The 19,031-nt window shown below is 65.4% G+C and carries 19 protein-coding genes, 1 pseudogene and 1 riboswitch; of the genes and pseudogenes, 6 read left to right on the forward strand and 14 right to left on the reverse strand.

The window, feature by feature from the left end; translation table 11 throughout:
• Positions 1 to 73: 73 nt before the first annotated feature.
• Positions 74 to 314, reverse strand: a riboswitch (cobalamin riboswitch).
• Between the two features lie 50 nt (positions 315 to 364).
• The 5 genes and pseudogenes from ACFQU0_RS20710 to ACFQU0_RS20730 form a co-directional block, all read right to left on the reverse strand.
• Positions 365 to 1,075: pseudogene (locus ACFQU0_RS20710) on the reverse strand (YebC/PmpR family DNA-binding transcriptional regulator); the annotation flags it as partial.
• A 36-nt stretch (positions 1,076 to 1,111) separates the two neighbouring features.
• Positions 1,112 to 2,500, reverse strand: a complete 1,389-nt coding sequence (gene dbpA, locus ACFQU0_RS20715; RefSeq protein WP_382203978.1) for an ATP-dependent RNA helicase DbpA — start codon at positions 2,498 to 2,500, stop codon at positions 1,112 to 1,114.
• A gap of 52 nt (positions 2,501 to 2,552) precedes the next feature.
• A complete protein-coding gene (locus ACFQU0_RS20720) occupies positions 2,553 to 4,271 on the reverse strand; it encodes a cation acetate symporter (protein ID WP_382203980.1) in 1,719 nt (572 codons plus the stop codon).
• Entirely contained in the window at positions 4,271 to 4,576 is a 306-nt protein-coding gene (locus ACFQU0_RS20725; protein WP_382203982.1) for a DUF485 domain-containing protein, read from the reverse strand. The genes ACFQU0_RS20720 and ACFQU0_RS20725 overlap by 1 nt, the downstream gene beginning before the upstream one ends.
• Before the next feature lie 171 nt (positions 4,577 to 4,747).
• Positions 4,748 to 5,557: a ferritin-like domain-containing protein gene (locus ACFQU0_RS20730; protein ID WP_382203983.1), complete on the reverse strand. Its 810-nt coding sequence runs from the start codon at positions 5,555 to 5,557 to the stop codon at positions 4,748 to 4,750.
• Positions 5,558 to 5,599: 42 nt separating this feature from the next.
• Between ACFQU0_RS20730 and ACFQU0_RS20735 the strand changes: the two genes are divergently transcribed.
• Positions 5,600 to 6,124 (forward strand): gamma carbonic anhydrase family protein, encoded by a 525-nt coding sequence (locus ACFQU0_RS20735; protein WP_382203985.1) that lies wholly within the window; start codon positions 5,600 to 5,602, stop codon positions 6,122 to 6,124.
• 37 nt (positions 6,125 to 6,161) lie between these two features.
• Positions 6,162 to 7,142: an Hsp33 family molecular chaperone HslO gene (hslO, locus tag ACFQU0_RS20740; protein WP_382203987.1), complete on the forward strand. Its 981-nt coding sequence runs from the start codon at positions 6,162 to 6,164 to the stop codon at positions 7,140 to 7,142.
• 3 nt (positions 7,143 to 7,145) lie between these two features.
• On the opposite strand, the gene ACFQU0_RS20745 is transcribed toward hslO, so the two are convergent.
• Genes ACFQU0_RS20745 through ACFQU0_RS20770 form a run of 6 tightly spaced genes read right to left on the reverse strand, consistent with a single transcriptional unit; the run spans position 7,146 to position 12,270 of the window.
• Positions 7,146 to 7,823 (reverse strand): AAA family ATPase, encoded by a 678-nt coding sequence (locus ACFQU0_RS20745; protein ID WP_382203989.1) that lies wholly within the window; start codon positions 7,821 to 7,823, stop codon positions 7,146 to 7,148.
• Entirely contained in the window at positions 7,820 to 8,104 is a 285-nt protein-coding gene (gene ftsB / locus ACFQU0_RS20750; protein WP_382203990.1) for a cell division protein FtsB, read from the reverse strand. Before ftsB ends, ACFQU0_RS20745 begins: the two co-directional genes overlap by 4 nt.
• Before the next feature lie 9 nt (positions 8,105 to 8,113).
• Positions 8,114 to 9,397 (reverse strand): phosphopyruvate hydratase, encoded by a 1,284-nt coding sequence (gene eno / locus ACFQU0_RS20755; RefSeq protein ID WP_382203992.1) that lies wholly within the window; start codon positions 9,395 to 9,397, stop codon positions 8,114 to 8,116.
• Between the two features lie 37 nt (positions 9,398 to 9,434).
• Positions 9,435 to 9,743 (reverse strand): DUF1330 domain-containing protein, encoded by a 309-nt coding sequence (locus tag ACFQU0_RS20760; protein WP_382203994.1) that lies wholly within the window; start codon positions 9,741 to 9,743, stop codon positions 9,435 to 9,437.
• A 21-nt stretch (positions 9,744 to 9,764) separates the two neighbouring features.
• On the reverse strand, positions 9,765 to 10,622 hold the full coding sequence (gene kdsA / locus ACFQU0_RS20765) for a 3-deoxy-8-phosphooctulonate synthase (protein ID WP_382203996.1): 858 nt from the start codon (positions 10,620 to 10,622) through the stop codon (positions 9,765 to 9,767).
• Between the two features lies 1 nt (position 10,623).
• Complete coding sequence (locus ACFQU0_RS20770; RefSeq protein ID WP_382203998.1) at positions 10,624 to 12,270, reverse strand: CTP synthase; 1,647 nt, start codon at positions 12,268 to 12,270, stop codon at positions 10,624 to 10,626.
• A gap of 127 nt (positions 12,271 to 12,397) precedes the next feature.
• On the opposite strand from ACFQU0_RS20770, the gene coaBC reads away from it, so the two are divergent.
• Together coaBC and ACFQU0_RS20780 are read left to right on the forward strand one after the other, a co-directional pair.
• Positions 12,398 to 13,612 carry a bifunctional phosphopantothenoylcysteine decarboxylase/phosphopantothenate--cysteine ligase CoaBC gene (coaBC, locus tag ACFQU0_RS20775; protein ID WP_382204000.1) on the forward strand — a complete coding sequence of 405 codons (1,215 nt, stop codon included), beginning with the start codon at positions 12,398 to 12,400 and terminating at the stop codon, positions 13,610 to 13,612.
• A gap of 73 nt (positions 13,613 to 13,685) precedes the next feature.
• Entirely contained in the window at positions 13,686 to 14,735 is a 1,050-nt protein-coding gene (locus ACFQU0_RS20780) for an MBL fold metallo-hydrolase (RefSeq protein ID WP_382204002.1), read from the forward strand.
• Here ACFQU0_RS20780 and ACFQU0_RS20785 read toward each other — a convergent pair.
• Entirely contained in the window at positions 14,732 to 15,832 is a 1,101-nt protein-coding gene (locus ACFQU0_RS20785) for a substrate-binding domain-containing protein (protein ID WP_382204004.1), read from the reverse strand. The genes ACFQU0_RS20780 and ACFQU0_RS20785 overlap by 4 nt on opposite strands.
• Before the next feature lie 111 nt (positions 15,833 to 15,943).
• Here ACFQU0_RS20785 and ACFQU0_RS20790 point away from each other — a divergent pair, with 111 nt between their 5' ends.
• Together ACFQU0_RS20790 and ACFQU0_RS20795 are read left to right on the forward strand one after the other, a co-directional pair.
• Positions 15,944 to 16,687: an ABC transporter permease gene (locus tag ACFQU0_RS20790; protein ID WP_382204006.1), complete on the forward strand. Its 744-nt coding sequence runs from the start codon at positions 15,944 to 15,946 to the stop codon at positions 16,685 to 16,687.
• On the forward strand, positions 16,684 to 17,397 hold the full coding sequence (locus ACFQU0_RS20795; protein ID WP_382204008.1) for an ATP-binding cassette domain-containing protein: 714 nt from the start codon (positions 16,684 to 16,686) through the stop codon (positions 17,395 to 17,397). The genes ACFQU0_RS20790 and ACFQU0_RS20795 overlap by 4 nt, the downstream gene beginning before the upstream one ends.
• Here ACFQU0_RS20795 and infA read toward each other — a convergent pair.
• Positions 17,394 to 17,651 carry a translation initiation factor IF-1 gene (gene infA / locus ACFQU0_RS20800; protein ID WP_382204010.1) on the reverse strand — a complete coding sequence of 86 codons (258 nt, stop codon included), beginning with the start codon at positions 17,649 to 17,651 and terminating at the stop codon, positions 17,394 to 17,396. The genes ACFQU0_RS20795 and infA overlap by 4 nt on opposite strands.
• Before the next feature lie 220 nt (positions 17,652 to 17,871).
• Positions 17,872 to 18,990 (reverse strand): helix-turn-helix domain-containing protein, encoded by a 1,119-nt coding sequence (locus ACFQU0_RS20805; RefSeq protein WP_382204012.1) that lies wholly within the window; start codon positions 18,988 to 18,990, stop codon positions 17,872 to 17,874.
• Between the last annotated feature and the right edge of the window lie 41 nt (positions 18,991 to 19,031).

The raw sequence follows: 19,031 nt of genomic DNA on the forward strand, positions 1-19,031 counted from the left end.
GAACAAGCCAGGATGTCCGCACCGCCTTCCCCGACGGTGAATGGACCTTACGGTGCCGCGCTTGCGATGCAGGCGTGGCACCCCCTTGTTGGCCGGTATCCGGGCTGGCGGAGCAACATCCGTCGCCTTCCCAGTCGCCTTGCGGGCGGCCAGTGGCAGTGAGGGATGCGGGGGTGAGGATCACCCCGTCCGCTTACCGTTGCGGGGGCAGCGCTGGTTAGGAGTGGCCTGTGTTACAGGCCGGTTCCCCCCAGCTTCCCGTTGAACTGCGGCCCAAGAGGCGGGCCGCGAGCACCAACGAGCGCATTGTAAACACTGCGCCGTTGTCTTCGCCTTGGTTCGATGTGTGCCGCAGTACAGGTCGGCCGACCAATCCCGCAAACACGTTTTGCACGTCTTCGTTGGCGTCCAGCGCCGCCAGGAAACTTTCCACCTCGTCCAGTTGCGCGGGCGTGAGACTGGCGGCGCTGACCGGGTTCTTGGGCCGGTAGCCCAGCTTGGACGACAGCAACTTGAAGCCATGGGCGGGCAGGGCGCGGCCCACCAGATCGAGGTCGGTGGGCGCGGTGATGAACAGGGTTGCACCGTCCTCATCGGCGGGCTCGAAGTCCTGCGCGCCGGCCTCGATCGCGGCCAGTTCGGGGTCGGCGCCGGGCGTGGCCGGTTCGGCTTCGATCAGGCCCACGTGGTCAAAATCCCAGGCGACAGAACCCGAGGTGCCCAGTTGGCCCTTGCGGAACAGCACCCGCATCTCGGAGGCGGCGCGGTTCACGTTGTCGGTCTGGCATTCCACCATCACCGGCACGCGGTGCGGGGCAAACCCTTCGTAGATCACATGCTCGAAATGCACGACTTCACCGCTGAGGCCCGCGCCTTTCTTGATCGCGCGGTCCAGCGTGTCTTTGGGCATCGATGCCTTGCGGGCCTGCTCCACCGCCAGGCGCAGGCGCGCGTTGGCGTTGGGGTCGGCGCCATCGCGCGCCGCGATCATGATGTCCTTGACCAGTTTGCCGAACAAGCGCCCCTTGGCGTTGGCCGCCAGGTCCTTGTGTTTCGCTTTCCATTGCGCGCCCATGCTGCGTACCTTTGTGTGTGATGAATGTTTGGGGCTTCAGTCTTCGAGCAGGCGTGCCTTGACGTTTTTGCCCTTGATGCGGCTGAGCCGGTTCGCCACCTGCTCGGCGATGGCGCGGTCCACCGCGATGTAGGTGGACCACTCGTTGACGTTGATCTTGCCCACCTGTTCGCGGGTGTAGCCCAGGTCGGCGGTGAGGGCGCCCAGCACGTCGCCGGGGCGGATTTTTTCCTTGCGCCCGCCCTGGATGTGCAAGGTGACCATGGGCGCCAGCAGCGGGCCGCTGCCGGTGGGCTTGAGCTCGTCCAGCGGGTGCCACACCGACTCTTGCTTCTGCAGTTGTTCGATGCGGCCCACCGCGCCCATTTCATCGAGGCTGGCCAGGTTCAGCGCCAGGCCACTTTCACCGGCGCGCCCGGTGCGGCCGATGCGGTGGATGTGCACCTCGGGGTCGGGCGTCACGTCGACGTTGATGACGGCGGCGAGGCTCGCAATGTCCAGCCCACGCGCGGCCACGTCGGTGGCCACCAGCACCGAGCAGCTGCGGTTGGCAAAACGCACCAGCACCTGGTCGCGGTCGCGCTGCTCCAGGTCGCCGTGCAAGGCCAGCGCGCTGATGCCTTGGGCGTGCAGCACGTCCACGAGGTCGCGGCACTGGACCTTGGTGTTGCAAAAGGCCAGGGTGCTGGCCGGGCGGAAGTGCATCAGCAATTGGCCGACGGCGTGCAGGCGGTCTTTGTCCTTTACCTCGTACCAGCGCTGCTCGATCTGGCCACCGCTGTGCTGAGCTTCCACCGTCACGGTCAGCGGTTCGCGCATGAACTGTGCGGCCAGCTTGGCGATGCCTTCGGGGTAGGTGGCCGAGAACAGCAGGGTCTGGCGTTCTTTGGGGCACTGCCGGGCCACTTTCACAATGTCGTCGAAGAAACCCATGTCCAACATGCGGTCGGCTTCGTCCAGCACCAGGGTGTTCATGGCGTCGAGTTGCAGGCTTTGGCGCTCCAGGTGGTCCATCACGCGCCCGGGCGTGCCCACCACGATGTGGGCGCCGTGCTCCAGCGTGGCCAGCTGGCCGCGCAGCGGCACGCCGCCACACAGGGTGACGACCTTGATGTTGTCGTCGGCCCGGGCGAGGCGCCGGACCTCCAGGGTCACTTGGTCGGCCAGTTCGCGCGTGGGGCACAACACCAGGCTTTGCACCGCAAATCGGCGGGGATTGAGGTTGGCCAGCAGGGTGAGCGCAAAGGCAGCGGTTTTGCCGCTGCCGGTTTTGGCTTGCGCGATGATGTCCTTGCCCAGCAGGGCGGCCGGCAGGCTGGCCGCCTGGATGGGCGTCATCTGCTGGTAACCCAGGGTCACCAGGTTGGCCAGGGTGGCCGGTGACAGGGGCAGGGAGGCGAAATCGGTCGGGGAGGAAACGGTCATCCCCAATTATCGACGGGCCGGCACTGTTGGCAGTGGAACGGCCCGTCTAGGTTCAGTGGCCCGAGGCGCCGGAAGCACCGATGCCGGTTTCAGAACGCACTTGCTGCGCCAGGAACCCAGCCTTGTCGATCTGGGCGCGCTTGCTGTTGTCCAACACCGAGAACAGCCAGATGCCCACAAACCCGATGGTCATGGAGAACAGGGCGGGCGAGGTGTAGGGGAAGGGCGCGCTGCCTTTGGCGTTGCCCAGCACGGCTTCCCACACCGAGGCCGACAACACGGTCAGCACCACCGAGGAGATCAGGCCCAGGAAGCCGCCGATGACCGCGCCGCGTGTGGTGCACCCTTTCCACAACACGCTCATGAAGAGCACGGGGAAGTTGGCCGAAGCGGCGATGGCGAAGGCCAGCGACACCATGAAGGCGATGTTCTGCTTCTCGAAGGCGATGCCCAGCGTGACGGCGATGATGCCCAGCGCGATGGTGGTGATGCGCGAGACCTTGAGTTCGGAGGCGCTGTCGGCCTTGCCCTTCTTGATCACGGTGGCATAGATGTCGTGCGACACGGCCGATGCGCCCGAAAGCGTGAGACCGGCCACCACGGCCAGGATGGTGGCGAAGGCCACGGCCGAGATGAAGCCCAGGAACACGTTGCCGCCCACGGCGTTGGCCAGGTGGATGGCGGCCATGTTGCCACCGCCGATCAGGCCGCCCTTGGCGTCGAGGAACTGCGGGTTGGTCAGCACGAAGGTGATGGCGCCGAAGCCGATGATGAAGGTCAGGATGTAGAAGTAGCCGATCCAGGTGGTGGCCCACAACACCGACTTGCGCGCTTCCTTGGCGTTGGGCACCGTGAAGAAGCGCATCAGGATGTGGGGCAGGCCGGCGGTGCCGAACATCAGGGCCATGCCGAAGCTGATGGCCGAGATCGGGTCTTTCACGAAGTTGCCCGGGCCCATGATGGAGAAACCCGTGGCAGCCGCTTCCTCGGGCGACTTGCCCGCAGCCGAGGCCAGGCCGGTCTTGATTTCCACCGCTTTGGCGAACATGGCTTCGGGGCTGAAACCGAAGTTCCACATCACCATGAAGGCCATGAAGGACGCACCGCCCAGCAGCAGGCAGGCCTTGATGATTTGCACCCAGGTGGTGGCCGTCATGCCGCCGAACAGCACGTAGACCATCATGAGTGCGCCCACGATGATGACGGCGATGTAGTACTCCAGACCGAACAGCAGCTTGATGAGCTGGCCGGCACCGACCATTTGTGCGATCAGGTAGAAGGCCACCACCACCAGCGTGCCCGACGCAGCGAACACGCGGATGGGCGTTTGGCTGAAGCGGAAGGCCGCCACATCGGCGAAGGTGAACTTGCCCAGGTTGCGCAGGCGCTCGGCCATCAGGAAGGTGACCACGGGCCAGCCCACCAGGAAGCCGATGGAGTAGATCAGGCCGTCAAAGCCCGAGGCCATCACCGCTGCGGAAATACCCAGGAAGGACGCGGCGGACATGTAGTCGCCGGCAATGGCCAGACCGTTCTGGAACCCGGTGATGCCACCACCGCCGGTGTAGAAGTCGGCGGCCGAGCGCGTTTTGGCGGCGGCCCATTTGGTGATGAACATGGTGGCGGCCACGAAGGCGCCGAACATGCCGATGGCGGTCCAATTGGTGGCCTGTTTTTCGGCCTGGCCGAGGTCGGCGCCAGCGGCCAGCGCGGCACCCGCTGCGGCCAGAAGCGCGAGCAGCGCAAACGAACGTTTGAACATCGGATTCATCACAGCACCGCCTTTTTGATTTCTTCTGTCAGGTCGTCGAACTCGCTGTTCGCGCGGCGCACGTAAATGCCGGTGATGACGATGGTGAAAATGATCACGCCCAGACCAATGGGCATGCCCAGGGTCATGACGCCGCTGCCCAGCTTCTGCAGCAGAAAGGGCTTGTTGAAGGCCACCAGCAGGATGAAGCCGTAGTACACGATCATCATCAGGATGGTGAGTGTCCAGCCGAAGCTCGAGCGCTTGGCCTTGAGTTCCCGGTATTTCGGGTGCGCGGCGATTTTGTCCGCCAACGTGGTTTCCATGAGTGTTCTCCCCTCAGACAGATGGATGGCTCCTGTCCCGAAGTGATTGCCATCACGTGTGTCAAGTGACAGGCACCAAGCCCTCGCAGGAGTTGGGGGAATGTAGGCCTGCGGGATTACCCTGGACTGACGCCAAACTGTACGTTTGCTGACAATTTTGTGGCGGCTTTGTCAGGCGCCAAGCAGGTAGTCCAGCTCTTCGGTGCTGAAGCCCGCTTGGCGGCGCGCCGCTTCGTTGAAGGGCGGGCGCAGGCGGGGCGCCTCGTGGCGGCGCACCAGCACGCGGTAGTGGGCGATGGCGTCCAGCCCTTGTTGGGCGCACAACCACCTGTACCAGCGGTTGCCGATGGCCACGTGGCCAATTTCATCGCGCAGGATGATGTCCAGGATGTCCACCGCTTTCAACGCGTCCGGTGTGCCGGCTTTGCGCAGCTTGGCCTGAATTTGTGGCGTGGCGTCCAGCCCGCGTGCCTCCAGGGTGCGCGGCACCAGGGCCATGCGCGCGGTGATGTCGTCCTGCGTTTTCACGCACATGGTCCACAGGCCGTCGTGGGCGTCGAAGTCCCCATAGGGGTGGCCCAGGCTCAGCAGGTGGTCGCGCAGCAGGCCGAAGTGGGTGGCCTCCTCGTCGGCCACGCGCAGCCAGTCGCGGTAAAACTCGGCTGGCATGCCAGGGAAGCGCCAGGCCGCGTCCAGCGCAAGGTTGATGGCGTTGAACTCGATGTGGGTGATGGCGTGCAGCAGCGCCGCCAGGCCTTCGGGCGTGAAGGGGCTGCGCGTGGGCACCTGCATGGGTGGCAGCAGCCGCGGGCGGGCAGGGCGCCCGGGCAGGGCGGCGGCGGGGGTCAGCGTGGCCGATGCGTCCAGCGGCGCCTGGGGCAGGTCGAGCCAGAGCGCATGCACCGCATCGACTTTTTGCTTGGGATCGTTTTCGCACAGGGCGGCCAAGGCGCGCTGGCGGATGTCGGCGGGGGCACTCATCCCTACAATTCTAGGTTTTCACCCGCACAGACAAGGGCAGCGATGGCGATTTACGAACTCGATGGTGTGGCCCCGCAGGTGGCTGACTCGGCCTGGGTGGCCGACAGCGCACAGGTGATGGGCAACGTGGCGCTGGCCGAGGGCAGCAGTGTGTGGTTTGGTGCGGTGATCCGGGGCGACACCGAAACCATCACCGTCGGCGCGGGCAGCAACATCCAGGACGCCAGCGTGCTGCACGCCGACCATGGTTTTCCGCTCGTGATCGGCGAACGTGTGACGGTGGGCCACCAGGTCATGCTGCACGGCTGCACCATCGGCGACGAATCGCTGATCGGCATCGGGGCGGTGGTGCTCAATGGCGCCAAGATTGGCAAACACTGCCTGGTGGGCGCTGGTGCGCTGGTGACCGAAGGCAAGGAATTCCCCGAGGGCTCGATGATCATCGGCAGCCCGGCCAAGGCGGTTCGCCAGCTCACGCCCGAGCAGATCGAGGGCCTCAAGCGCAGCGCGTTGCACTACACCGAGAACGCGGACCGCTACCGCAAAGGCTTGAAGAAGCTCGGCTGAACCCCATTTGCCACCCTTTGCGAAAGAAGGCCAACGCGTGTCAGAACTCCACAAATTCATCTTCGACGGCATGCCGGTGCGTGGCATGCTGGTGCGTCTGGACGACGCCTGGCGCGACATGCTGCAGCGCCGCAAGCAAAGCGGGGCCTACCCACCCGCCGTGACCGAGCTGCTGGGCGAGATGACGGCCGCCGCCGTGCTGATGCAGGCCAACATCAAGTTCAACGGCGCGCTGGTGCTGCAGGTGCATGGCGATGGCCCGGTCAAGCTGGCCGTGGTGGAGGTGCAGTCCGATTTGCGACTGCGCGCCACCGCCACCGTCAATGGTGAGGTGGCGCTGGACGCGCCGCTCTCGCACATGGTCAACGTCAACAACCAGGGCCGTTGTGCCATCACCCTGGACCCGCAGGACCGCCAGCCCGGCCAGCAGCCTTACCAGGGTGTGGTGCCGCTGCATGGCGACCGCAAGGAGAAGCTGGAGAAGGTGAGCGAGGTGCTGGAGCACTACATGCTGCAAAGCGAGCAGCTGGACACCACCCTGGTGCTGGCGGCCGACGAGCACATGGCCGCGGGCCTGCTGATCCAGCGCCTGCCGCTGCAAGGCGAGGCCAACCTCTCTGGCAGTGGCGTGGGCCGGGCGGACGAGGATCAGATTGGGCGCAACGAAGACTACAACCGCATCGCCATCCTGGCCAAGAGCCTCAAGCGCGAGGAATTGCTGGGCCTGGACGCCGACACCATCCTGCACCGCCTGTTCTGGGAAGAGCAGGTGCTGCGTTTTGCGCCGCAGGACGGTGCCCATGCGCCGCGTTTCGCCTGCACCTGCTCGCGCGAGCGGGTCTCGGGCATGTTGCGAACCCTGGGGCGCGACGAGGTGGAGTCCATCCTGGCCGAACAAGGGCAGGTGGAGGTGGCCTGCGATTTTTGTGGTGCGCAGTACCGCTACGACCCAGTGGACGCGGCCAGCGTTTTCCTGCAACAGGCGCAGATGCCGCCGGGCACCAGCAGCGTGCAGTGAGCTTCAGCCGCCCGGCTGGCGTTGCGCGATGAGATCGCGGAACAGCCGGTGTTCACACGCCGGGTCGCTGCATTTCTCGCAGTTCCAGGGCCGCCGGCCCTGCTCCCAGAACGGGTCTTGCGCGCTCAACGTGAGGCCCATGCGGGCGCTCACCGTGCGCAGGGCCTGTGACGTTCGGCTGTCGCCCTGGCCGTAAACCGTCTGGTAGGTCACGCCGGCCTGCTCCAGCCGGGTGCGCAGGATGGCGTCGGTGGCCTGGCGGGCAGCCGGACTGTCGCGGCACAGGCCATCGTCCACCCAGGGCAGGTCCAGGCCCATCAGCAGCGTGAGGTCGCAGGTTGAGTGATCGGCCAGTGCCCTGGGCCACAAGGACAGGTCGTTGAAATACTGTTCGCTGTAGGCCGCCACCATCAGCGCTGTGGTGTCGGCCACCACCACCTGCACGCCGGGCCTGGCGCGGGCGAGGGCAATGAGTTGGCTTTGGGTGTGTGCCAGCGCGGTTTGTTCGTGTTGCACCGGTGCGCGGCCATGCTGTTCACACCAGCCGCGCAGGTGTTCCTCGACCACGTCTACCCGCAGGCCGTGTGTGCCGTGGAGTTGTTGCGCCAATGCTTGGGTGAGATGGCTCTTGCCGGTGGATTCGGCCCCCAGCAAGGCGACGGTGAACGGCGCGGCGTTCACTTCTTGGGCTGGGCAATCTGGACGAAGACCTCGTTGGGCTTGACCATGCCCAGTTCCTGGCGGGCCAGTTCTTCCACCATGTCCTGGCCTTCCTTGAGGTCGCGCACCTCGCTGGCCAACTGCTCGTTGCGCCACTGCGCGGCGCGGTTGAGCTGCTCCTGCTCGCTCAACTGCTGCTTCAGGGCATTGACCTGCGGCACGCTGCCGCGCCCCAGCCACAGCTGGGCATGGACGATGCCCAGCAAGGCCAGCAGGAGCAGCGGGACGAGGCGGTTGCCCATCAAGCCGTATCAGCGGAGGTTGTAGAACGCATCGCGGCCGGGGTAGCTCGCGATGTCGCCCAAATCCTCTTCAATCCGCAGCAGCTGGTTGTACTTGGCCATGCGGTCCGAACGGCTCATGGAGCCTGTTTTGATCTGCAGCGCGTTCAGGCCCACGGCGATGTCGGCGATGGTGCTGTCCTCGGTCTCGCCAGAGCGGTGGCTGATGACGGCGGTGTAGCCGGCGCGCTTGGCCATCTCGATGGCGGCGAAGGTTTCGCTGAGCGTGCCGATCTGGTTGATCTTGATCAGGATGGAGTTGGCAATGCCCTTGCTGATGCCTTCCTTCAGGATCTTGGTGTTGGTGACGAACAGGTCGTCGCCCACGATTTGCACGTTTTTGCCCAGGCGCTCGGTCAGGTGTTTCCAGCCATCCCAGTCGCCTTCGGCCATGCCGTCTTCGATGCTGATGATGGGGTACTTGTCGACCCAGGTGGCCAGGATGTTGGTCCACTCTTCGGCACTCAGCACCAGGCCTTCGCCTTCGAGGTGGTACTTGCCGTCCTTGTAAAACTCGCTGGCGGCGCAGTCCAGGCCAATGGCGATCTGCTCACCGGCCACATAGCCGGCAGCGGCGATGGCTTCCAGGATCATCTGGATGGCCGCTTCGTGGCTGGGCACGCTGGGGGCAAAACCACCTTCGTCGCCCACGGCAATGCTCATGCCCTTGTCGTGGATGATTTTCTTGAGCGCGTGGAAGACCTCGGCACCGTAACGCACGGCTTCGCGGAAGCTGGGCGCACCCACGGGAATGATCATGAACTCTTGCAAGTCCAGGTTGTTGTTGGCGTGTGCGCCACCGTTGATGACGTTCATCATCGGCACCGGCATTTGCATGGCAGCGCTGCCACCGAAGTAACGGTACAGCGGCAGGCCGGCCTCTTCGGCGGCAGCGCGCGCCACGGCCATGGAGACCGCCAGCATGGCGTTGGCACCCAGGCGGCTCTTGTTTTCCGTGCCGTCCAGGTCGATCAGGGTCTTGTCCAGGAAGGCCTGCTCGGAGGCGTCCAGGCCCAGCACGGCCTCGCTGATCTCGGTGTTGATGTGCTCCACGGCCTTGAGCACGCCTTTGCCCAGGTAGCGCTTCTTGTCACCGTCGCGCAGCTCGATGGCCTCGCGGCTGCCGGTGGAGGCGCCCGACGGCACAGCCGCGCGGCCCATGACGCCGCTTTCCAGCAGCACGTCGCATTCGACGGTGGGGTTGCCTCGGCTGTCCAGCACCTCACGGCCGACGATGTCAACGATTGCGCTCATTGTTGTCCTTTCAGATTGATTTCAAAAAACGTGTGGGTCAGAAGACGGGCGCGGCCACGCCTTCGACCAAAACCATGTTGAAAAACGCGGTGGCACCGGCGCGTTGGGCGCGGGCCTGGTTGTACAACTCATCGTCGTAGAAGGCCTTGGCCACTTCGAAGCTGGGGAAGCGAAGCATCGCGATGCGTGCCGGCTGCCAGTTGCCTTCCATGACCTCAAAGCGGCCGCCGCGCACCAGGTATTCACCGCCAGCGGCTTTCACGGCGGCGGGGGCTGCGGCCATGTACTGCTTGTACTGCTCGGGGTCGGTGACTTGCATGTCAACGATGATGTAGGCGGGTGTCATATGAGGTCCTGCGAAAGGGGATCAGGCGTTGAAGTGGTCTTCGAGGAAGCCACTTTGTTTGGTCACGCTGTCCAGCGCCACCAGCGTTTCCAGCAGCGCCTTCATGTGTTTGAGGGGCACGGCATTCGGGCCGTCAGACCAGGCCTCGGCCGGCTTGGGGTGGGTTTCCATGAACAGGCCGGCCACGCCGACCGCCACACCCGCGCGGGCCAGGACGGGCACCATCTCGCGGGCGCCGCCACTGGTGCCACCCAGGCCACCGGGTTTCTGCACCGAGTGGGTGACGTCGAACACCACCGGTGCGCCGGATTTGCGCATCTCGGCCAGGCTGGTCATGTCGGCCACCAGGTTGTTGTAGCCAAAGCTCACGCCACGCTCGCAGGCCAGGAAACGGTCTTCCGACAAGCCCACTTCCTTGGCGGCGGCGCGGGCCTTGTCGATCACGTTTTTCATGTCCCAGGGCGCGAGGAACTGGCCCTTCTTGATGTTGACCGGTTTGCCCGACTGCGCCACCGCGCGGATGAAGTCGGTCTGGCGGCACAGAAAGGCGGGCGTCTGCAGCACATCCACCACGCTGGCCACCTCGGCCACCTGATCGGCCTCGTGCACGTCGGTCAGGATGGGCAGATGAAGCTGGCGCCGCACCTCGTCGAGGATCTTCAGGCCAGCGTCGAGGCCCACGCCCCGCTGGGACGTGCCAGATGACCGGTTGGCTTTGTCGAACGAGCCCTTGTAGATGAGTGGAATGCCCAGTGGGTCACATGCCTCCTTGAGCTGACCTGCCACGTCCAGCGACATCTGCAGCCCTTCAATGGAGCAGGTGCCCGCGATCAGGAAAAACCGGTGCTCCAGCCCGACGTCAAAGCCGCAGAGTTTCATGTCAAGCCTTTTGTTGGTGGTCCAGCGCCGCCTTGACGAAGGCGTTGAACAGCGGGTGGCCGTCCCAAGGCGTGGACTTGAACTCGGGGTGGAACTGCACGCCGATGAACCAGGGGTGCTGGTCTTTGGGCAGCTCGACGATTTCGGTCAGATGCTCGCGTTGGGTGAGGGCCGAAATCACCAGCCCGGCTTCACGCAACTTGTCGAGGTAGTTGACGTTGGCTTCGTAGCGGTGGCGGTGGCGTTCGGTCACCACGTCGCCGTAGATGTCGTGCGCCAGCGTGCCTTTTTGCACGTCAGAGCTTTGTGCCCCGAGGCGCATGGTGCCGCCCAGGTCGGAGTTTTCGTCGCGCACCTTGATGCTGCCGTCGGCGTCTTTCCACTCGGTGATCAGGGCGATCACGGGGTGGGGCGTCTCGGGTTCGAACTCGGTGGAGTTGGCGTCTTTCAGGCCGGCTTTGTTGCGGGCATATTCGATGGTGGCCACCTGCATGCCCAGGCAGATGCCCAGGTAGGGCACCTTGTGCTCGCGGGCGTAGCGGGCGGTGGCAATCTTGCCTTCGATGCCGCGTTTGCCAAAACCGCCGGGCACCAGGATGGCGTCGTATTGGGCCAGCTGTGCAGACGGGTCACCTTCCATGGTTTCCGAGTCGATGTGCTCGATCTTGACCCGCACATGGTTTTTCATGCCGGCGTGGCGCAGCGCCTCGTTGACCGACTTGTAGCTGTCCGACAGATCGACGTATTTGCCCACCATGGCGATCTTCACCTCGCCGCGCGGGTGGGCGGTCTCAAACACCAGGTCGTCCCAGCGCTTGAGGTTGGCCGGTGGCGTGTTCAGGCGCAGCTTGTCGCAGATCAGACCGTCCAGCCCTTGCTCGTGCAGCACACGCGGCACTTTGTAGATGGTGTCCACGTCGGGCATGGAGATCACGCCCCACTGCGCCACGTTGGTGAACAGGCTGATCTTCTCGCGCTCGTCGTCGGGGATGGTGCGGTCGGCACGGCACAGCAGGGCGTCGGGCTGGATGCCGATTTCGCGCAGCTTTTGCACCGTGTGTTGGGTGGGCTTGGTCTTGAGTTCGCCAGCGGCCGCGATCCAGGGCACGTAGGTCAGGTGCACGAAGGCGGTGTTGTTGGGGCCCAGCCGCAGGCTCAGTTGGCGCACGGCCTCCAGGAAGGGCAAGGACTCGATGTCGCCCACGGTGCCACCGATTTCAACGATGGCCACGTCCACCGCGTCAGGCGTATCAAAACCGGCGCCGCGCTTGACGTAGTCCTGGATTTCGTTGGTGACGTGCGGGATGACCTGCACGGTTTTGCCCAGGTAGTCGCCACGGCGCTCTTTTTCAAGAACACTTTTGTAGATCTGGCCGGTGGTGAAGTTGTTGGCCCGCTTCATCCGGGTGTTGATGAAGCGCTCGTAGTGGCCCAGGTCGAGGTCGGTTTCGGCGCCGTCGTCGGTGACGAACACCTCGCCGTGCTGGAAGGGCGACATGGTGCCCGGGTCCACGTTGAGGTAGGGGTCGAGCTTGATGAGGGTGACGGAGAGGCCGCGCGACTCCAGCAACGCAGCAAGGGAGGCGGAGGCGATTCCCTTGCCCAGGGAAGACACCACACCGCCAGTGACGAACACAAATTTGGTCATGACTCGGGCGAGCTGAACGCTCGCGGAGATGGAAATCGAGATTATAAATGGGCGGGTATGCCCAGGCTCGGCTTGGTCGGGCGCGGTGCCGGCTGCCGCCGCCTGCGGAACTGCTACATTGCCGCCCATGAACGACCTCGCTGGCAAACACATCGTCCTGGGCCTCACAGGGGGCATCGCCTGTTACAAGTCGGCCGAGCTGTGCCGCCAGCTGATCAAGGCCGGCGCCACCGTGCAGGTGGTGATGACGGCAGGCGCGGAACGGTTCATCACCGCGACCACCATGCAGGCCTTGTCGGGGCGGGCGGTGCACACCTCGCAATGGGACACGCGCGAACCCAATGCCATGCCCCACATCAACCTCAGCCGCGACGCCGATGCCATTCTGGTGGCGCCGGCCAGCGCCGATTTCATTGCCCAGTTGGCGCTGGGGCAGTCGCAGGAGTTGTTGGGTTTGATGTGCCTGGCCCGACCCATCGAGCGTGTGCCGCTGTTGCTGGCGCCGGCCATGAACCGCGAAATGTGGGCCCACCCCGCCACCCAGCGCAACGTGGCCCAGGTGCGCGCCGACGGTGCCACCGTGTTGGCCGTGGGGCAGGGTGACCAGGCGTGTGGCGAAACCGGCGATGGCCGCATGCTGGAGCCCGACGAGCTGCTGCACGATCTGGTGCACTTCTTCCAGCCCAAGACGCTGCTCGGCCAGCACGTGCTGGTGAGCGCCGGCCCCACCTTCGAGGCCATCGACCCTGTGCGCGGCATCACCAACAAATCCAGCGGCAAGATGGGATTTGCCATTGCACGTGCTGCGCGCGAGGCGGGCGCTGAAGTGACGCTGGTGGCCGGCCCGGTGGCCTTGCCCACGCCGCGTGGCGTGCGCCGGGTGGATGTGGCCTCGGCCCAGGACATGCTGTTGGCGGTGGAAGCCGCCGTGCCGCAGGCCACCGTGTTTGTGGCCACGGCGGCGGTGGCCGACTGGCGCCCGGCCAACGCCGCCACGCAAAAGATCAAAAAAGACGGCAGCGGCCAGGTGCCGGCACTCGCTTTTGAAGAAAACCCCGACATCCTGGCCCGCGTCGCGGCCAGCGAACGCGCCCGCAGCGGGGCCCTGTTTTGTGTCGGTTTTGCCGCCGAGAGCCACGACCTGGCCCACCACGCCAAGGTCAAACGCGAACGCAAGGGCGTGCCTCTGCTGGTGGGCAACATCGGCCCGGCCACGTTTGGGCAGGACGAAAACGCCCTGTTGTTGGTGGATGCGGAGGGCACGCGGGAGTTGCCGCATGCCGGCAAGCTGGCTCTGGCGCGCCAGTTGGTGTCGGAGATCGCCCAGCGTTTGCCCCGTTGACCGGGGTTTGCCTGTATTTATTTGTGGTTGCTTATTAATCGATAATCTGGCCTGACCCCATCAGGAGCCAGGCATGCAACCCTTCGATTTTTCGGCCCCGGCCACACGTCAACTTTCGGGCATCACACGCAGGCGCTGGCTGGGTGCTGGCGCGCTGGCCGGTGTGGGCCTGGCGGCCACGCCCGAAGTGCGGCTGTTTGCCCAGCAGGTTCAGGAGTTCATCGCCGGCCCGCCGGTGCCTGACGTCAAACCGGTGCAGCTCTCGGCCCATGTCTGGATGGTGTACGCCAAGGACGGTTTTCCCACCGCCGAAAACCAGGGCCTGATGGCCTCCATCATTTTTGTCGTCACATCGGCCGGCGTGGTGATGCTGGACACCGGCGCGTCGGTGCAGATCGGCCGCATGGCCATCCGCATGATCAAGACCGTGACCGACAAGCCGGTGGTCGCCGTGTTCAACAGCCACTACCACGGCGACCACTGGCTGGGCAACCACGCCTTTGCCGAGGCTTATGGCGCCCAACTGCCCATTTACGCGTTGCCACACACCATGGCGCAGATCAAGGGCCATGAGGGCAGCCTGTGGCGCAGCCTGATGGAACGCTGGACCAACCAGGCCACTCTGGGCACCCAGGTGGTGGCGCCCAACCAGGCCACCGAAAATGGCAAAACCTACACCTTTGGCGACGTGACGCTGCGCATGCACCACTACGGTACGGCCCACACACCGTCCGACCTGTGTGTGGAGGTGGTGCAGGACAAGCTCACGTATGTGGGCGATATCGCCATGGGCAACCGCATCGCCAACATCGACGATGGCTCCTACGTGGGCACCTTCAAGTACTACGAGGCTTTGCAGAAAGCCGCTGGCGAGCAGTTGTGGGTGCCTGGCCACGGGCAGGCTGGCAAGACGCTGCTCAAAGACTACGGCGACTTCATGGCCGGCATCTACGAGCCCTGCCTGAAAGCCGTCAAGGATGGGCAGCCTGTGGACGTGGCCAGGGCCGCTGTGCTCAAAGACCCGCGTGTGGCCAAACGTGCGCCCACCATGGACGGCTTTGAATCCAACATCGGCAAGTACGTGAGCCTGGCCTATCTGGAAGCCGAAAAGGAGGCCTTTTAGGCCTTGGTCTTGCGCGGTGGCAGGTCCCACCAGGGCAGGGCCTCGCGCAGCGACAGCACCTTGCCGCTGAGCTGTGGCTCGCAGCCGGGCACGCCCGCCAGCAGCGCCTGCCAGGCGGGTGCCTCCAGCAGGTCGCGCAGCGCACGCACGGCGGGTTGGTCGAGTGCGCTTTTGAGGCAGACGAGGTGGTAGTTTTCATGCGCCAGCGGCACAAAACCCAGGCCCAGCTTGCGCGCCGACGCCTCGGTGCCCAGGCCCACGTCGGCGCTGCCGCTGGCCACCGCTTGTGCCACGGCGGCGTGTGAGGGTTCGTTGCGTTCGTAGCCGCTCAGCTGGGCGGGTGTCAGGTCCGCCTCTGCCAACAATTCGTCGAGCAGCACCCGCGTGCCCGTGCCCAGCGCGCGGTTCACAAATCGCGCGCGCCAGTGTGCGGCGCGGCGCAGGCTGTCGATCTTGAGCGGGTTGCCGGGCGCAACGATCAGGCCCTGTGTGCGGCGCGCAAAACCGATCAGCTTGTGCTGGCCGGGTTGCAGCAGGTGGCGGTAGGCCTGGGCTGCCAGGCTGTTGTTGGCGGGTTTTTCGCGCACATGAAAACCCGCCAACACGCTGCGGCCTTCGTTGAGCGCGCGGATCGCGTCCACGCTGCCACAAAAGCGGATGTCGAGGTGCAGCTGGGCCGTGGTGGCATGGTCCAGCAGCAGCGGCAGGGCGTCGTCGTGGCTGGCGTACAGACTCAGCACGTGGCTGGCTTCGTCAAACGCCAGGGCCAGGGTGCGTTCCAGCTCGGCACGCAGGGCTTCGATCTGGGGCGCCAGCCGGGCTTGCGCCAGGCGCTCGGTCCACAGCAGCTTGTCGGCAAAAGGTGTGAGCTGGGCGGATTGCCCGCGCTCCCACACGATCAAGGCTTGGCCAACCGTCTGTTCCCAGGTTTTGAGTTGGCCCCACACGTGGCGGTACGACAGGTCCAGTGCACGTGCCGCGCCGGATATCGACCCCTCTGTGCGCACCGCCTGCAACAAATCCATCAGGGGGTTGCGAATCAGGGTGTCGCGCTCGCGTTGGGCGCTGAGTTGGTAGCTGAGGGCGATTTTTCGCATGGCGCGAGTGTGCCGCAGTCGCCACGTATGAATGACGTTGCATACGTTCACCGCCTCGCACGGTGACGCGCTGTCCTGCGTCTAGCATCGCGGCTGCTTGTGACCCTGCCCATGAACACATTCGCCGACAGCCTCTGGACCGCGCTCTCGTTGGTGGTCTCCTTCGATCCCGCCTTGTGGGTGGTGGTGGGGCGCTCGCTTGCGGTCAGTGCCAGTGCCTGTCTGGTCGCGGGCGGCGTGGGCCTGGTGCTGGGTGCCTGGCTGGGCACAGCGCGGTTTCGCGGGCGCGAGCTGGTGCTCACCCTGCTCAACACCTGGCTGGCCGTGCCCTCGGTGGTGGTGGGTTTGGTGGTGTACCTGCTGCTGTCGCGCACCGGGCCAATGGGCTTTTTGGGGTGGCTGTTCAGCTTCAAGGCCATGGTGCTGGCCCAGGCCATTCTGGTGTTGCCGGTGGTCACGGCGCTGGTGCGGCAGGTGGTTGCCGACGCCGAGCGCCAGCACGGCGAACAACTGACTTCGCTGGGTGCGCGCCCGCTGCTGCGTTGCCTGCTGCTGGCCTGGGACGAGCGCTACACGCTGCTGACCGTGGCCATCACCGCTTTTGGCCGTGCCATCTCAGAGGTGGGGGCGGTCATGATCGTGGGCGGCAACATCGATGGCTTCACCCGCGTGATGACCACGGCCATCGCGCTGGAAACCAGCAAAGGCGACTTGCCGCTGGCGCTGGGCCTGGGCTTGGTGTTGCTGGCGGTGATGCTGCTGCTCAATGCGCTCGTGTCGGCGTTGCGGCGCTGGCGTGAGCGAGGCGCCCCCGCGTCGTCGCCCGCCGACCTGGGCGCGGGGTGGATCGCATGAAGCCCTTGTTCGAACTGGAGCGGGTGTGCGTGGTGCTGGGCCGGGTGCGGGCGCTGCAGGATGTGAGTTTGCACATCCACGCCGGCGAACGTGTGGCGCTGGTGGGGGCCAATGGCAGCGGCAAAAGCAGCCTGCTGCGTGTGCTCAATGGCCTGCTGCCACCCAGCGAAGGCCGCGCCCTTGTACCGCCCTCGCATGCGCAGGCCATGTTGTTCCAGCGGCCGTTTCTGTTGCGCACCAGCGCGCGCAACAACGTGGCGCTGGGGCTTTGGCTGGCCGGCGTGCCATGGCGCGACGCCAAAGTGCGTGCCCTGGAAGCGTTGCAGCGCACGGGCATGGCCGACTTGGCTCAGCGCCGGGGCAGGGAATTGTCGGGCGGACAGCAACAGCGGCTGGCCCTGGCCAGGGCCTGGGCCCGGCAGCCGCAGGCACTGCTGCTGGACGAACCCACCGCCAGCCTGGACCCGCACGCCAAGCGCGAGGTGGAGGCTTTGATTGCCGAATTTGCTGCCGGACACGCCGGTCAGCCCATGACACTGGTGTTTGCCAGCCACAACCTGGGCCAGGTGAAACGCCTCGCCAGCCGGGTGGTCTATCTGGAGCGGGGCCGGGTGCTGGCCGATGTGCCAGTGGCCCGCTTTTTTGATGACGCGCAGTTGCTGCGCATCAGCCCGCAGGCGCACGCGTTCGTGCGCAGTGAATCGGCTTAGCGCCGGCGTGGGCCGGGGGTCGAAGGGCCGCGGCCTTCGATGTGGCGGAAGGTGATGCGGCCCTTGGTCAGGTCGTAGGGCGACATTTCCAGCGACACCTTGTCGCCCGCGAGGATGCGGATGTGGTTTTTCTTCATGCGGCCAGCCGAATAGGCGATCAGCTCGTGGCCGTTGTCCAGCGTGACGCGAAAGCGGGTGTCGGGCAGGACCTCGGTGACCTTGCCGCTCATTTCAATGTGTTCTTCCTTGGCCATGTGGCTCCTTCGTGTGCTTGTTCCGTGGGATGTCTGGTGGCGCTGAGCGAAACAGGTCTCAGCGCTGCGCATGGGGCAGACCACCGTTGGCGTGGCGGTGGTGGCATCTCGGGCGGGAAGCGGATGCGGGCCGGCTGTGCAGATAACCCGGCATTATAACGCGGGCACCGAAAACTGGCGCCCAAGAACTCGCGCCCACCGGTGGCTCTGGGCCGGACCCTCAGCCGCGCCGCCCGAGCTTGCGGTACACCGTGGCCCGGCTGATACCCAGGGCGCGGGCCGCTTCCATCACGTTGCCACGTGCCGCCTGCACCGCCTGTTTGATCAGGGCGGTTTCGATGTCCTTGAGTGCGGCGCCAGGTGCGGGCGGGTGGTGTGGGGCGCTGTGCGACAGCGGTTCGGCTGCGTCGCCGTTGAGGCTGGCCAGCACCTGCAGGCGCAACCCCGACCACAGCGGCTGCTCGCCAGCGGGGCGGCGGGCGCGAGCGGCATCGAACAGATGTTCCCAAGGCAGGGCAAACAGGTCGGCGCAATGTGGCTGTGGGACGGCTGGCGACAGGGCGAGCATGTCGCTGGCGGCATGGTTGCGTCCCACCACAAAGCCGTCGGCGTCCACACAGACCAGCCCGTCACTTTCGTCGCCAAAGGCCTGACCGGGCCAGGCCAAACGCAACAAAACGGCGTGGGGTTGCGCCAGCGTCAGTGCGTTTTCAATGCTGCGCGCAGAGCGGGTGACCAGGTGTTTGAGGGCGGGGCGTTCAGCCACGTCCACACCCGTGAGGTCAAGCATTCCCACACACGCCCCCTGAGGCCCCCACACGGGGGCACCGGCGCAGCTGTAGTGGCGGTTGACCTCAAAAAAATGTTCGCCCCGGTGCAACCACACCGGCTGTTGCTCGGCCAGCGCGGCACCGATGGCGGTGGTGCCCACCGCCTGTTCCGACAGATCGACCCCCACACGGGCAATGGCCATGGCGCGAGGCTCTCCTGGGTCGATGGGGCCGTCCACCGTGACCACGATGCCCTGGGCGTTGGTGAGGATGGCGAAGTAGCGCGTGTCGGCCATGGCGCGGGCCAGCTTGTGCAGTGTCGGCTGGGCGGCGCGTATCAGGGGTTGGTTGATATCACTGATGCGCCGCATGTCGGCCGCGCTCACCGCGTCAAAGTGCACGCGATCCTGAGCGCGCTGACCAATGGCCAGACAGCGCTGCCAAGAGCGCTGTATCCACGGTTCGATGTGTGGTGCCCAGCTCCCTTCCACCAACACCGCCTGCCGTGCCAGCGCAATGTGCCCCAGGCGGGCGGCTTCGGCGTGGGAGGCAGTAGGCGAAGGGGTCATGGGGGCGTGGCTGGCGTTCGGCTGGCTGCGCGATTGTGGGT

The organism is Hydrogenophaga defluvii, from assembly GCF_042665235.1.
Lineage (GTDB): Bacteria > Pseudomonadota > Gammaproteobacteria > Burkholderiales > Burkholderiaceae_C > Hydrogenophaga > Hydrogenophaga defluvii_A.